This window comes from Paenibacillus amylolyticus (assembly GCF_050990605.1).
Classification (GTDB): domain Bacteria; phylum Bacillota; class Bacilli; order Paenibacillales; family Paenibacillaceae; genus Paenibacillus; species Paenibacillus amylolyticus_H.
The window spans coordinates 491,696-505,870 of the sequence record NZ_CP158832.1; the positions used below are offsets into that span (position 1 = coordinate 491,696).

At 47.6% G+C, this 14,175-nt stretch carries 12 protein-coding genes; 8 read left to right on the top strand and 4 right to left on the bottom strand.

Going from position 1 to position 14,175, the window contains the following annotated elements; all coding sequences use genetic code 11:
* Positions 1-58: 58 nt before the first annotated feature.
* A complete protein-coding gene (locus ABTV53_RS02305; RefSeq protein ID WP_433750165.1) occupies positions 59-1,570 on the top strand; it encodes an HD domain-containing phosphohydrolase in 1,512 nt (503 codons plus the stop codon).
* 4 nt (positions 1,571-1,574) lie between these two features.
* Here ABTV53_RS02305 and ABTV53_RS02310 read toward each other — a convergent pair whose 3' ends face one another.
* Positions 1,575-2,228: a phosphatase PAP2 family protein gene (locus ABTV53_RS02310; RefSeq protein ID WP_433750168.1), complete on the bottom strand. Its 654-nt coding sequence runs from the start codon at positions 2,226-2,228 to the stop codon at positions 1,575-1,577.
* A 266-nt stretch (positions 2,229-2,494) separates the two neighbouring features.
* Here ABTV53_RS02310 and ABTV53_RS02315 point away from each other — a divergent pair, with 266 nt between their 5' ends.
* The 4 genes from ABTV53_RS02315 to ABTV53_RS02330 all read left to right on the top strand — a co-directional run bounded on the left by ABTV53_RS02315 (position 2,495) and on the right by ABTV53_RS02330 (position 6,609).
* A complete protein-coding gene (locus tag ABTV53_RS02315) occupies positions 2,495-3,910 on the top strand; it encodes a sensor histidine kinase (RefSeq protein WP_433750171.1) in 1,416 nt (471 codons plus the stop codon).
* A 208-nt stretch (positions 3,911-4,118) separates the two neighbouring features.
* Positions 4,119-5,276: an MFS transporter gene (locus tag ABTV53_RS02320; RefSeq protein WP_433750174.1), complete on the top strand. Its 1,158-nt coding sequence runs from the start codon at positions 4,119-4,121 to the stop codon at positions 5,274-5,276.
* 130 nt (positions 5,277-5,406) lie between these two features.
* Complete coding sequence (locus ABTV53_RS02325) at positions 5,407-6,087, top strand: oxidoreductase (RefSeq protein ID WP_433750176.1); 681 nt, start codon at positions 5,407-5,409, stop codon at positions 6,085-6,087.
* Between the two features lie 147 nt (positions 6,088-6,234).
* Positions 6,235-6,609: a RidA family protein gene (locus ABTV53_RS02330; RefSeq protein WP_017690870.1), complete on the top strand. Its 375-nt coding sequence runs from the start codon at positions 6,235-6,237 to the stop codon at positions 6,607-6,609.
* A 107-nt stretch (positions 6,610-6,716) separates the two neighbouring features.
* On the opposite strand, the gene ABTV53_RS02335 is transcribed toward ABTV53_RS02330, so the two are convergent.
* Entirely contained in the window at positions 6,717-7,475 is a 759-nt protein-coding gene (locus ABTV53_RS02335; RefSeq protein ID WP_433750178.1) for a tryptophan-rich sensory protein, read from the bottom strand.
* Between the two features lie 225 nt (positions 7,476-7,700).
* Here ABTV53_RS02335 and ABTV53_RS02340 point away from each other — a divergent pair, with 225 nt between their 5' ends.
* Positions 7,701-8,666, top strand: coding sequence for an arsenic resistance protein (locus ABTV53_RS02340; RefSeq protein WP_433750181.1), 966 nt, complete (start codon positions 7,701-7,703; stop codon positions 8,664-8,666).
* 119 nt (positions 8,667-8,785) lie between these two features.
* Here the strand turns inward: ABTV53_RS02340 and ABTV53_RS02345 are convergent, their stop codons facing one another.
* Together ABTV53_RS02345 and ABTV53_RS02350 are read right to left on the bottom strand one after the other, a co-directional pair.
* The gene (locus ABTV53_RS02345) at positions 8,786-10,414 is read right to left on the bottom strand and encodes a response regulator transcription factor (RefSeq protein ID WP_433750184.1); all 1,629 of its coding nucleotides are present in this window, start codon (positions 10,412-10,414) and stop codon (positions 8,786-8,788) included.
* 5 nt (positions 10,415-10,419) lie between these two features.
* Positions 10,420-12,249 (bottom strand): cache domain-containing sensor histidine kinase, encoded by a 1,830-nt coding sequence (locus ABTV53_RS02350; RefSeq protein ID WP_433750187.1) that lies wholly within the window; start codon positions 12,247-12,249, stop codon positions 10,420-10,422.
* A 143-nt stretch (positions 12,250-12,392) separates the two neighbouring features.
* Here ABTV53_RS02350 and ABTV53_RS02355 point away from each other — a divergent pair, with 143 nt between their 5' ends.
* Together ABTV53_RS02355 and ABTV53_RS02360 are read left to right on the top strand one after the other, a co-directional pair.
* The gene (locus ABTV53_RS02355) at positions 12,393-13,274 is read left to right on the top strand and encodes a carbohydrate ABC transporter permease (RefSeq protein ID WP_036607341.1); all 882 of its coding nucleotides are present in this window, start codon (positions 12,393-12,395) and stop codon (positions 13,272-13,274) included.
* Positions 13,274-14,110, top strand: a complete 837-nt coding sequence (locus tag ABTV53_RS02360; RefSeq protein WP_253429649.1) for a carbohydrate ABC transporter permease — start codon at positions 13,274-13,276, stop codon at positions 14,108-14,110. Before ABTV53_RS02355 ends, ABTV53_RS02360 begins: the two co-directional genes overlap by 1 nt.
* The last annotated feature ends 65 nt before the right edge of the window (positions 14,111-14,175 follow it).

Genomic DNA, 14,175 nt, shown 5'->3' on the forward strand with positions numbered 1-14,175 from the left:
CTTAATCTCCCCGTGTCTCAAGGGAGAACTGGTTGCATATAGAGAGTGAGGGGTTCAGTTGGAAGCATACCGTTCATTTATCTTTCGCCTGATACGCAATTATCTGATCGGTTCACTGGCAGCTGTTTTTGTTGTCGGTACAGTAGTTATGGTATCTACTCTGCAAATACCGAATATTCAATTTGTTCGACTCATCTTCATTGTACTGATTTCGCTCTTGTTCATGCTGGTGGCAGAATTAATTACGCTGTGGGTGCAGCTTGGCCCCATAAGGCAATTTTTCACTTCCGAGCATCATGAGAGAGACGAATTGAACCACATGTATGAGAAAATTCATCGTTTCCCGGGACAGACCATATATCGGATCATGGGTCCGCACATGCTTGGCTTCTCACTTCCGGCTGCCGGATTAACAATATGGATGATATCCACAGGGTGGCTTGAATTCCCTTACTTGTACATTGTCGTGGCTGCTGCGTGTGCCTTTCTGATTGCCATCATGCATGCACTGATTGAGTATTACTTAACAGTACGGGCGATTAGACCTCTGTTACTTGAGATTCGTCATCGAGGCAAAGTCCAATACGGGATGGAGCCGTCACTGGGAGGACGCATTCTGGTATCGATTCAACGTAAATTCCAGCTAAGTACGGCACTGATTGGCTTATTTCCTCTATTTCTATTTTTCCTTGCTACATATATCCGGCTTCAGTATATGGACAGTGAATTTGCCAAAGAGTACATTCTGTGGGGAATTCTCATCGTTGTCCTGGGCGCGGGGTTTGCGCTGGTGGGAAGCTGGCTGTTGATTCGCGATGTTCGTGATCCGGTTGCTGAACTGACGCACGAGATGAACCGTATTCAGGAGGGGGATCTTGGCAGAAGAGCTCCCGATCTGTATGCGGATGAATTCTCGGCATTGATCTCCGGGTTCAATATGATGATTAATCGGCTGGAGATGAGACAGGAACGCAATCGACAGCTGTTGCAAAGTTATTTTTCTACGCTGGCTGCTGCTTTAGACGCCCGAGATAAGTACACGGCAGGGCATTCCATGCGTGTGGCAGAGTATTCGCTGATGATTGGCAAGCTGAGTGGAATGAATGAGGAACAGGCCGATTTATTGTACAAATCAGCCCTGCTTCATGATATCGGGAAAATCGGCATACCGGACGAGGTACTGCTGAAGGATGGAAAACTGAGCGATGAAGAATTCGCAATTATTCGCACACATCCCGTGCAGGGAGAGAGCATTCTGTTACAGATCGAGCCTATTGATGCCATGGCGGACTTTCTGCCGGGGGTACGGTCTCACCATGAGAGATATGATGGCAAAGGATACCCGGATGGGATGGCTGGTGATGATATTCCCCTTTTTGGCCGCATCATTGCGGTAGCGGATGCCTTTGATGCCATGACGTCGGATCGACCATATCGGAATGGGATGAGTCACGAGAAAGCGCTAACGATTTTGGAAGAAGGAAAAGGGACCCAATGGGACCCCTATTTTGCAGGTTTGTTTATTGATGAATGGAGACGACAACAGCATCTTCAGAAAACATCGAAGTGAGGGATCAGTTGATCCCCTCTGTCCACTTCGATTCTTTTCTGCGTCTCCGGTGCAGAGCGAGGCCTGTTATGATGGTGAGAACACATTCGCCGAGTATGACTGCACCCAAGGCGTCATAGATCACATGTTGTTTGATCATTAGCGTGGATACGATAATGGTTGCTGCCCCGGCGGCCACTAGAATCTTGATGGGTTTACGGATGCTTGGAACCGAGAGAACGGCACGCATAACCAGATAAGAGTGGAGAGAATGAATACTTGGAAAACAATTATAAGGACGATCCTGGCTATAGAGCCATCCGAGAACAGATGCTCCCAGGCCTGTACCCGTCAGTTCCGGGCGCGGTACCATGGTCTGAAAGTTGAAGTAGATCAGATAACATATCCAGACACAGATATTCATGGATAACAAGACGCGGTAATACGTCAGTCGATCCTTAGCACACAGGTAAGCGAGCACACCGAATACAAACGGGTACCAGCCCAAATATGGAATGGACATGGCAGGCACGTAGGGGATGATCCGATCAAGCGAGGAATCAAGCACTACGAACCCGCGTTCCGGACTATTAAGGATATCATAGAACAGCCCCATAACGGCCAAGGACAGCATCAGACTCAATGACAGCCAATAGGATTTGTTTTTTAACAATTGCACAACACCTTACTCCTTTCATTCATGCTCCCAGGAGCATGACCCCAACAAATAACTATATAAGTTGCATCAATCTATTATAGTAGTTTAAATTTAAACAACAATATATTCTACTACGACCAGCGCACAAATTGAATCCTGATTTGTGTATTTTTGTGTATTTTTTTGACGAAGAAGGAATGCCGAAGCTTCAATGGGCATGATATGATAGAGACACATACGGACGAAAGCACTTTGGCCAGTAAAGTCGGTACAACAGGAGTGAGTAAATGCAATTTTCAAAAATGTTCGTATTGAATATGGGAATGCTTATTACCATTGCATATCTTGCTAGTGTGTTCTATAAATATGTCGTAATACGTGCCTCTTCCCGAGTGAAGCAGATCAGTTCAGTGCTTGTCCTTATATTTGCAGGTTGGATCAGTACGGTTTTTGGGTTTCAACTCACCGACGAAGTGGTCTTTGATCTGCGTTATGTTCCTTTGATTGTTGCCGTTCTAACATATAGACAACCCTATAGCGTAATTATCGTGGGGATTGGGATTGGGCTGTCAAGGCTAACTTTTGGCATCACGGATGCTACATTGGCGGCAGTACTTAACATGTCTATTTTGGGCGTGATATGTGCAGGTCTGAATATATGGATGAGACGCAGCAATTACAGGCTGATGATTAAAGGAATCCTTGTTACAGTTATCGTCAATGTGGTCAACAGTATAAATATTGCTATCGTTGGTGTGATCCCGGCTACATACTTCTTTTCACATATTATGCCTTATACACTCCCTACAGGCATTGTATTAAGCCTTATTTTTGCATTTATTTTACGTGATTTCCAGAATGAACAGAATCGAATTTTGCTGATCCAGAGTACGAACCGGCTATTGTCTGTGCAAAAGGAAGAGTTACAAAAAGCACAGATTGTACTGGAGGATCGAGCGAAACAATTGATGATTGCCTCACAGTACAAATCGGAATTTCTCGCCAATATGTCCCATGAACTGCGTACACCGCTCAATAGTGTCATTAACTTTGCCCAGATGATCAGCGAGAATGCCGACACGATGGATCAGGAGGATATTGTACGTTTTGCTAATATGATCGACCACTCCGGGCAGGAACTGCTCACGCTAATTAACGATATTCTGGATCTGTCCAAAGTAGAAGCGGGGCGGCTGGATATTGTGCTGGAGGATATCAGTGTCGCACAACTTACAGAAGATGCCATGAGCCACTTTCAACTTGTTGCCGAGAAAAAAGGTATTCAGTTGGTTCTGGACAAAAAACAGGGACTGCCCGAGACGCTCTGGTCTGATCCCCAGCGGGTTCAACAGATTTTGCGGAATCTGATGTCCAATGCCATCAAGTTCACTCACCGGGGGAAGGTCACACTGACCGTAAGCACCAAGCAGATTAAGAATGCAGGTATTCAGAATCGATGGCTTATTTTCTCCGTTCAGGACACAGGCATTGGTATTTCTGAGGACAAGCATCATTCCATATTTGAAGCATTTCAGCAGGCTGACGGGTCGATTAGTCGAAAATTTGGTGGTACAGGACTTGGCCTGTCGATCAGTCGGGATTTAGCGAGATTGCTGGGGGGATCGATTGAACTTGAGAGCACTGAAGGTAAAGGAAGCACCTTCCATCTCTATCTTCCGTTGGACCGTGAAAAAATGAGTTGACAACCTTCGCGCCGTGAGTAGAATTTGGGATGACAACTAGCATCGACCGGCTTTTGAGACCCGGTCTAAGGAGTGTATCCCCATACAGAAGACGGTCAACGTTAACCCTCCCCCGTCAGTAAGCAAGCCACGGCGCAAGGGTTCGACACAACGCACTAATTTATCGATTGCAACATGGGAGGGTGTACCGGCAATTATTTTACAGACCTTGCTGGGAGGCCCGTTTTTAACAGGATTTCTGCTGTACCTTGGGGCCGGGTCGAGACATATCGGCTTTGTGCTCGCGATTACAACGTTTGTGAACATTGCCCAGATCGGAGCAGCCTACTGGATGCAGCGTATTCGCAGCCGAAAACGCATGCTGTTGTTATTTGTGGGCACACATCGCATCTTATGGAGTGCAACTGGACTGATTCCGTTTATATTCCCCAAAGAGTGGTGGGTAAGCGTATATATTGGCGTGTATACGGTTGCTTTTATATCAAATACCATCGGCGGTATGATCTGGACTTCACTGATTGGGGACATCGTACCTGCCAAGGTGAGAGGGCGTTATTTTGGAATTCGAAATACGATTCTGAATGCGCTTGGAAGCGTATGCTTATTCGCAGGCGGTATTATTTTGGACCGTTACCCCGGAGAAATGGGTTTTCTGATCCTGTTTATTCCGGTGTGGATCTGTGCCATTGCCAATACAGTCATCTATTTTTTCTATCCGGACGTTCCCTTTGAACGTTCTACCGAAAAGGTTTTCTGGCGGATGTTCATCAAGCCGTTCCAGGATCGTTCTTTTCTGAAAGCAACGCTGTTCCTGGCTGTCTGGTTATTGATTCAGACCTTGATTGTTCCGCTCTATTCCTATGTTATGTTGGATCTATTGAACATCAATTATCAGACCGTATCCCTGATCACGGTAGTCCAGACACTGGTTATGATGGCCGGTTTCTATGTCTGGGGCAATCTGAATGCGAGATTCAGCAACAAAACCCTGCTATTTTGGACATTGCCAGTCATTGCACTCTCCTGTTTGTCGTGGGGTTTAATGTCTTTCATGCCCGTATTGATCGCACTATTTCTATCTCATATCTTCCTTGGGATCGGTGTAGGTGGATTCAATCAGCTGGCATTTAACTTTACGATTGGAGACACACCCAAAAGTGAAAGACCGATGTTTGTCGCGGTGTATTCGGCTCTGACCGGAGTAACTTCGTTTCTTGGGCCGTTGTTGGGCGGCTGGTTGTATGAAAAGATGGAAACCTGGTCCGATGCGCTGGCCTGGATCTCTGCCTATGGATTTCAGGTGGGGGTTGGTGTCGTGATGCTGATTCTTACATTTACCCTTGGACGCCGTGTACTGTTAAAATAGGAACGATATAATTTCAACTAATGAATATTTACACTGGCACTTCGATGACAGAACAACCTTGTAAATGATTAGATTGATCATATATATCTGGTAAGACATCAAAAAAGTTGGCGAAGTGGAGGGATGTATTTTGAACCGTCTCGAACGGAAAGCCATGGTGATTGGAGCTACCGGGCTTGTAGGCGAATTGCTGGTTCATAAGCTGCTGGAGCACTCGGCATACAGCCTGGTTTGCGTTCTGGTTAGACGTCCGCTTGAGCTGCAACATCCCAAACTGGAACAGCATGTGGTGGACTGGGAACAGCTGGAGAGCCAAGACCACTTATTCGATGGAATTGATGACCTGTACTGTTGTTTGGGTACAACGATCAAAAAAGCAGGCAGTCAGGACAATTTCCGTCAGGTGGATTATCATTACCCGGTTCGTGCAGCTACGATTGCGAAGCAACATAAGGTATCACAGATGCTGGTGATCTCCTCCATGGGAGCGAGTGCAGGTTCCCGGGTCTTTTACAGTCGGACCAAAGGGGAAATGGAGGATGCATTGTCCGATATCGGTTTTCCGTCATTGCATATCTTCCGTCCTTCCTTAATTCTGGGAGATCGAAACGAGAAGCGGTTCGGTGAGCAGTTGGCTGCCCATGCCATGAAGTTTCTGGATCGCTGGATGAAAGGCAGAGCGGACAAATACCGGGCAGTCCACGCCGCAACCATTGCACAGGCCATGAAGAACATTGCGCTGGTGCAAGCCAAGGGAAACCATGTGTATTCGAATGAGGTCATTCATGTCCTTGGCACGGACGGGGATTAAGAACCTTTGAATGAGCCGTTTACTTCATGTGGATAGTGAGGAGCGTTTCTCGCTTGAGGTAGATCGTGTTATAATAAGCAACAAAAATGAGTTCGAACCCTGACTCCATGCGGCAGCAGGATAACGAACATGAAGGAGAACTCGTCCATGAAAAAACCAATCTCTACCGATCAGGCGCCAGGCGCCATTGGTCCATACAGTCAAGCCGTTGATGCGGGCGATTTCATCTACACTTCCGGACAGCTTGGTCTGAATCCCCAAACAGGAGAGTTCGGCGCAGATGTACAAGAGCAGACACGTCTGTCCCTGAGCAATGTGAAGGCTATCCTTGAAGCAGCAGGCACAAGCATGGATAAAATCGTGAAAACGACGGTGTTCCTGAAGGACATGAATGACTTCGTTCCTGTGAATGAAGTGTATAGTACATTCTTTGAACAGCCGTATCCTGCACGCAGTGCAGTGGAAGTTGCCCGTTTGCCAAAAGATGCACTGGTGGAGATTGAGGTAATTGCCCTTAAATAGGACAGTCCTCATTCACGCCGCTATATATAAAAAGCCGATTTCAGGTCGAATGAAAATGACCAGAATCGGCTTTTTGCTTTATGTTTTTGCGTTAGAATGGCAGTCGCTCAATCGCGATCCTGATTACGGGCGAAGAACAGCCATATCGCGTAGATTGCCAGTACGATCGCAATGATGATTGCCGTATAATATACGGAAGTGACATCCTTTTGTTTAAGGGCGATGGCGATATACGCCCATGTGAATACCAGTGGATATACACTATCCCGATAACGGAAGCTAACAAGTACAGCCAGCACCATACCCACAATCAGCATAATGATCGTCCAGGTCGGTTCGCTGAGACCAAAACCATCCCAGCCGATTTTATATAACAGCACAGCAGCATTGATGATCGTTGCCACGCTAACCCATCCCAGATAGATGCTGAACGGCAGTTTCACAAGCCAGATTTCAGCAGTCGTCGGAACAGTAATGGTACGTGTTTTTACATACAACACGATCAGAGACAACAGAAGCAGTACAATAATCAGTAAAGCGAGACCGATCTGCAAGTTTTGAAAAGCGAAAATCCAGGCTACGTTAAAGGCACAGCTTGCCAGGAACCAATACCCGAGGCGGGTGATGGAATCCCTTTTCCACGAAGCAGGCACGAACTGATAGATCACAAACCCTGCAAGCAGCAAGTAGATCAAACCCCATATAGCGAAGGCATAGCCAGAAGGTGTGAGCAGCACAGGATACATATCCGATACTTCCTTGTTGGTTCTGCCCCCGATTGGCAGAGCGTTGGAAAGGTAGTTCACGATGATTACAGCGATAAAACCAATGGCGTTTAACCACTTGTACGGATTGTTACGTGACATTGTGTTTCCTCCTTGGTTTAACGAATGAATGAACCACGGGTCAGTCTACAATGAATATACCCAGTTCTTGCCCATTCTAATAACAGCCGCAAAAAATTCACAAGTTGATCTTTCAGATCCTTGTGCTCTGCCGCTACGAAGGAATGGTACTCTGTCCCAATGTACGCGAAACGAAGCAGAAATATGTCCATGCCCACGATGTCCTATTAGAAGAGGAGGAAGAGAATGCTCACGCGAGAAACCATGGAGACACAGCAGACCTGGTTCTATGTCGTCGCACTGTTTTTAGGAGCAGTAATAGGGCTGAGTAATCCAACATGGGGAAATGTTCTACACTACACCGTGTCCCCGGTTCTTGCCGTTCTGTTATATAGCATGTTTGTACAGATTCCCTTTTTACAATTAAAAGAGTCCTGGTCCAACCTGCGATTTATGGGCGCGTTACTGGTAGCTAATTTTATCGTTGTACCTGTAGTCGTATGGTTGCTTACACTGGTCTTTCCGCAATCACCAGGCGTTCTGATCGGAGTCTATCTGGTACTGTTAACACCCTGTATTGATTACGTCATAGTGTTCACACAACTCGGCAGGGGCAATGAGAAACTGATGCTGGCCGCAACACCTCTTCTGTTTGTAGTACAAATGATCCTGTTGCCGTTTTATTTATGGCTATTGATGGGTGCTGAGGTAGCGCAGGTCATGCAGGTAGAGCCATTCGTAAAGGCCTTTCTGTTCCTGATCGTGATTCCACTGTTGCTCGCTGTCGTTACACAAATTTTCACAAGAGGTAAAGCGAGCGGTGAGCGGGTCATGAATGCGACGGCGTGGCTACCGGTTCCAATGATGGCACTCGCGCTGATCGTGGTTGTCGCTTCCCAGATTGGCAAAGTTTACAATGATATGCCGATTATCGTGAACGTGATCCCGATCTATGTTGCTTTTCTAATCATTATGCCTTGGATATCTCGGATCATTGCCAATGGATTCCAATTGAATCCAGGCGCTGGGCGGGCGTTGATTTTCAGTTCAGCCACACGGAATTCGCTGGTCGTTCTGCCACTTGCGCTGGCACTCCCTCCGGAATGGGCAACCATAGCTGCGGCTGTTATTGTTACACAGACGATGGTGGAGCTTGCAGGGGAGCTCATCTACATTCGACTTGTACCTGGGGTGATTTTGCGGGATTCTTAGAAAAGAAAGAGATAAACAACCGTCATGAAATAAGCGGTTCTCTGTAAAAGTAAAATGAAAGAGAGTACTCCCGATTGGATATCCCGGGAGTACTCTCTTTTATCTGGAGCTGGTACTCGTTACATACCGGCCTCCAATATTGTTTTACGATATTCTGCTGGCGAGATGCCCTCCATTTTTTTGAACACTTTGCTGAAATATTTTTCATCCTGGAATCCAACCATCTCCGAGATTTTGGCGACTCGCAGGGAAGGATTTTGCAGTAACAGCTTGGCGTTGTTGATCCGCAGTTTGCCCAGATATTCCGACCAGTTCAGACCAAATTGCTGTTTGAATTTGCGGGAGATATATTCCCGGCTCAGATAGAAACGCGCCGCAATCTGCTGTAAGGACAGGTCCTCCTGATAATGGGCGTCCATATAACGTGCAATCTCACTCATGGGATCAGGATTGGCGTGGTGATGAGCGGTGAGCGCCTTTCCTGCGGCAAGCAGTCGTTGTTCCAACAATGAACGAAGCAGGGGGAAGGATAACAGTCCTTCAGCGTCCAAAGGTAACTCGGCAAAGGGGATAGACTGTTCTTCCGTCACTTCTTCCTCTTTGAATGACGAACCTGCCGTATCATCAAGCCAGCGGTTCAGCATCCATTCCAGCTCATCGATCCATTGCTGGATCTGCTCAGCACTGACAACTTCAAGATCAGTAATCGGGTCAAGCCACTCCGCGACCGCAGCAGATACACTGGAAGCCCGGCAGCTCATGGCTGCCATACGCAGGGGTTCTTCATTGGCGGTTAAACGCCTGATTTTATTCCCATTTGATGATTCAACTGAAGCATGGATTCGCTGTTTGGTTTGCACAGCATTACGTCTCCACAGCCTTGAACCTGCTTCCAGATAGGCTGCAGAGATTCCGCCAGGGTAGGACTCACAGATGGAGATGCCATAATGAAGCCGGCGCTGAATCGTCTGCTCCAATCCATGATTGACCTTGTCCAGAATCTGTTCCAATGAAGTGGATGGACCCCAATGCAGCAGAACAAGCTCGTCCGGTTGATCCAACTGACGAAACATTACGCCTTCGTCTGGTGTGGATAACATCTCGGCACAGATATTGAGTACCGAGAATACAAGCAGGTCGGGTTGACTGCGGTATTTTGCCAGACAATCTGCATCCAGATGGGACAGGCTGGTGACAGCGACACTACAGACAGGGATTAGACGGGGGAGATTTAACTCATCCTGCAATCGCTGCATGTGTGATGGGCTGCTGCCTCTTCCGACGGCAAGTTCGGTAAGCAGACGATCCTGGTAGTGGGGACGCATTCGATTGACGACAATGGATTGCCTGGTGGATTGTATCCGAATGGCGTCTTCCTCTTCCCAAGCGGTAACGGCCTTTAATAGAGAGGCATTCAGCTCATCTGCTTCCACAGGTTTCAGGAGGTAGTCCATGCCACCATGCCTGATGGCATGCCTCACAAGTTCAAAATCATCATATCCGCTGATAACCAGCACCTTGCTGTGTGGGGCATGAGCCGATATCCACTCAAGTAATGCCATCCCGTCTTTGCCCGGCATACGCATGTCACTAAGAATAATCTGAGGCTGATGTGCCGTGATGGAGGCGATAGCTTCCTCCCCGTCTGCTGCTTCAAGTAACGTATCAATACCAAAGTCTTCCCAATGACCAAGCAACCTTATGGCATCGCGGACATGTTTTTCATCATCTACAAGCAGTGCCTTCATGTTGTTCACTCTCCCGCGTATAGTTTAACCCTGATCTTCACACCATTCGGTTCCCGATTGCTGATCTCAAGTGTAGCTGAGTGACCGGGATGTGAGTTCAATTGAAGTCGGCGTATCACATTTCGTAGACCGATGGACTCGGACTCATCGGATTCTTGCGTGGCTAACCCGGTTGATGTGTGATTTGGATGAAGCCATCTCCGAATCTCCAGTAATTTATCATCAGGTATGGAGGGGCCGTTATTATTCAGTTCGATTTCAATCCAATGATCGTTGATCCGGCGGCTGGATAGGGAGATGTGACCTTTGCCAGGCTGAATATCTGCCCCATGTTTGAAATAGTTCTCAATTAAAGGTTGTAACGTCATTCTTGGCATTTCGACAGACAAGGTATCTTCGGCAAAATCCAAATCCACCTCAAGGCGGTCACCAAACCGCTCCTGCTGCAGTTCCAGATATAATCGGGCATGCTCCGCCTCTTCGCGTAAGGTCACGCAGGTCTGATCCCGCATGCTGTAGCGCAGCATTTTGGACAGGCTAGAGAGTAGTGTATACGCCCGTTGTCCTTGCTGTTGAAGGGCAAGTGTACCGATCGATTGCAGTGTGTTATATAGAAAATGCGGATGAATCTGCGCTTGTAACGCTTTGAGCTGATTCGTCTTATTGGCGATTTCGAGTCGATATTCCCGCAATATAAGATTATTTACTGTATCCATCATATCCCGGAAATGACGAGCGAGCACCCCAAATTCATCTCGGCTGGATAGATGGATATCCACATGCAGACGCCCGGCTTGGATCTGGTTCATATAACGCATGAGTTGCTTGAGTGGACCGGTGATTCGGATGGAGATGAATAAGGTTGCAACAATGACCAATACAAGTGCTGCAATGGCAATCATCGCGTTATTCCACGTAAGTGTGGTCGCTCTGGCATATAACGTCTCATTCGGAATCTGTTTGACGATGGTCCAGTCAGCGTACGTGCTGCCAAGTTGCTGGTATACATACATGGAACGATCCTGTTCAAAATGCCCTGCGACATTCTGGGCTGAACCTGCGCCAGATCGCGCGATATTCAGTTCGCTAGCCGTTTCCTCTCGCAGTGCATCCGTATGATTGACCTCGGAACGTCCCTGGTAAATGATCTGATTCTGACCATCCACAACATAGATCTGTTCCTTAGCCGGATCATACAGCCTGCCACAGATGGCTGCAATGGTATTCATATTCAGATCAATGGCGAGTACACCCAGACGCTCGGTGGACGGAATATCCTTGATCACCCGATGCAGAGTAATGACTGTTCTTGCATGATCATCAGGGGAGGCAGCCTTGAATCCGTACGTGTGACTCATATGGGCCGATTCCACCCAGATATCCGGGCTATCACCGCCTGTATTTCCATGAAGGGAGCCGGAATAGGCCTGTTTGCGTTCCTCCCGCTTCGGAAAGGGGTTCGTAATTAAGGTGGATTGATTGGCGGCAAAAGAGTGCAAATACAGCTGGAACACATCCGGCACAGCAGCGCGAATTGTCTGCAAAGTAGTATACACCTCGGCCACTGCACGATAATCCCCAGGAATCTTCGCCAGATTACGAAGGAAGTTCGGGTCGTTATACACAGCAAGCGACGCTCTGGCCACATTATCCACATAGTTATTGAGATTCGTGGACGCTTGGTAGATCAGGCGTTTATTTTCCTCAACAGCTTGTTCCCGCAGGGCCGTCTTGGTCTGGATAAACGTCATGCTGATCGACGCAAGCAGTGGAAGTGTGGTAGCGATGAGCATAAAGGCAATCAATTTGGTGCGTATACTGTAGTACTTGGACATCGGGACACCCCTTCTGGTTGCAGGTTAAGAGAGGACAATATTTTACCCCCAACTGTTCACAAGGGTCGGTGTTTCCCTCGGCGATAATGGGGTTTAATAGAAAAAGAGACCAATTTCATCCATCTATAGAAGGGGAGAACGATATGAAGCATCGCAAATCTTCACAGCTGTTACAGCAGCTCGTGTTCGTGGGTCCCTCCATCGTGTTTTTTATTCTCATCATCGTGGTCCCTTTCCTGCTTGGCATGGTGTATTCCTTCACGGATTGGAACGGGGTATCCGAGAACATTAATTGGGTAGGGTTCGATAACTTCGTGCATGTTTTTGCGAATGATCCCAAGTTCCAAACGGCGTTTTGGTTTACGGTGCGCTTCACCGTAGTTGGTGTGGTACTGACCAATGTGATTGGCTTTTTCCTGGCCTATTTCCTGACCAAACCGCTCAAGACGAGAAACATTCTGCGTACGATCTTTTTTATGCCTAACGTGATCGGTGGGTTGTTGCTCGGCTTTATCTGGCAGTTCATATTTGTGAAAGGGTTTTCAGCAGTAGGCGATGTAACAGGCTGGTCCTTCTTCAACCTTCCTTGGCTAGGAGATGAACCGACCGCCTTCTGGGGAATCGTGATTGTGTTTGTATGGCAGACCGCAGGATATCTGATGGTCATCTACATCTCATCTCTGACGAATGTATCCCCGGATCTGCTGGAAGCCGCCGAGATTGATGGCGCAAGTCGATGGCAGGTATTGCGGAGCATCATTCTTCCGCTCATTATGCCGGGTGTAACGATCTGTCTGTTCCTGGCGATCTCCTGGTCGTTCAAAATGTTTGATCTCAATCTGTCACTGACCAAAGGTGGACCATTCGGATCAACAGAGTCGGTTGCACTTAATATTTACAATGAAGCCTTTGTGAATAACAGATATGGCATCGGAACCGCCAAAGCACTCGTGTTCTTCGTAATCGTTGCCATCATCACCATGATTCAGGTACGTCTGACGAAGAGCAAGGAGGTAGAAGCCTAATGGAGACGACGAAAAATTACCGCTTCAGTACCATTTTAACCGAGATTATTATGGTGCTCATTGGACTTTTATTCCTGGTTCCGTTTTACTTCCTGTTTGTCAATTCAGTCAAAACCTTTGGTGACCTGCTCACCAATTCGGCTGCATGGCCGGAGGTATTCCAATGGGGCAACTATGCGAACGCCTGGGAGAAAATTAACTTCCCGTCCGCGCTGATGAACTCGCTTATCGTTACCGTAGTCAGCAATCTGTTGCTTGTGCTGATCAGTTCCATGGCCGCGTACCGAATGGTTCGCAGCGATACCCGGTTCAACCGGATTTTGTTCGGCATGTTCATTGCCGCGATGGTGATTCCGTTCCAGTCTATCATGATTCCACTCGTTACGGTAACCAGTAATCTCGGGTTAATCGATAGCCTTGGGGGACTTATCATCTGTTATCTCGGTTTCGGGGCACCGATGTCTGTCTTCCTGTTCCACGGATTCGTGAAATCCGTCCCACTGGAGATTGAGGAAGCGGCTCGGGTGGATGGAAGTTCTGCTTACGGGGTGTTCTTCCGGATCGTATTTCCACTTATGAAACCGATGTATGTGACCGTCATCATTCTGAACACACTCTGGATCTGGAATGATTATCTGCTGCCGTCCCTGATCCTGCAAAGCTCCAACCTGCGTACGATCCCGATTGCAACCTTTGCGCTCTTCGGACAATATACGAAGCAATGGGATCTGGCCTTGCCGGCACTTGTGCTGGGCATCATGCCAATCATTATCTTCTTCCTGCTGATGCAGAAGTATATCATTCAGGGGATTACCGCTGGATCAGTTAAAGGGTAAGTGTTGCGAGGGCAGGGTCGCTGGCGGGATCAAGGTGCGCTTTCGGTCGCTGTTGCTCCTCGGTG

Excerpts from the sequence above, each read along its gene's own strand:
- ABTV53_RS02315 (WP_433750171.1), top strand. The coding sequence starts at position 2,495 with ATGCAATTTTCAAAAATGTTCGTATTGAATATGGGAATGCTTATTACC.
- ABTV53_RS02330 (WP_017690870.1), top strand. The coding sequence starts at position 6,235 with ATGAAAAAACCAATCTCTACCGATCAGGCGCCAGGCGCCATTGGTCCA.
- ABTV53_RS02335 (WP_433750178.1), bottom strand. The coding sequence starts at position 7,475 with ATGTCACGTAACAATCCGTACAAGTGGTTAAACGCCATTGGTTTTATC.
- ABTV53_RS02340 (WP_433750181.1), top strand. The coding sequence starts at position 7,701 with ATGCTCACGCGAGAAACCATGGAGACACAGCAGACCTGGTTCTATGTC.
- ABTV53_RS02345 (WP_433750184.1), bottom strand. The coding sequence starts at position 10,414 with ATGAAGGCACTGCTTGTAGATGATGAAAAACATGTCCGCGATGCCATA.
- ABTV53_RS02350 (WP_433750187.1), bottom strand. The coding sequence starts at position 12,249 with ATGTCCAAGTACTACAGTATACGCACCAAATTGATTGCCTTTATGCTC.
- ABTV53_RS02355 (WP_036607341.1), top strand. The coding sequence starts at position 12,393 with ATGAAGCATCGCAAATCTTCACAGCTGTTACAGCAGCTCGTGTTCGTG.
- ABTV53_RS02360 (WP_253429649.1), top strand. The coding sequence starts at position 13,274 with ATGGAGACGACGAAAAATTACCGCTTCAGTACCATTTTAACCGAGATT.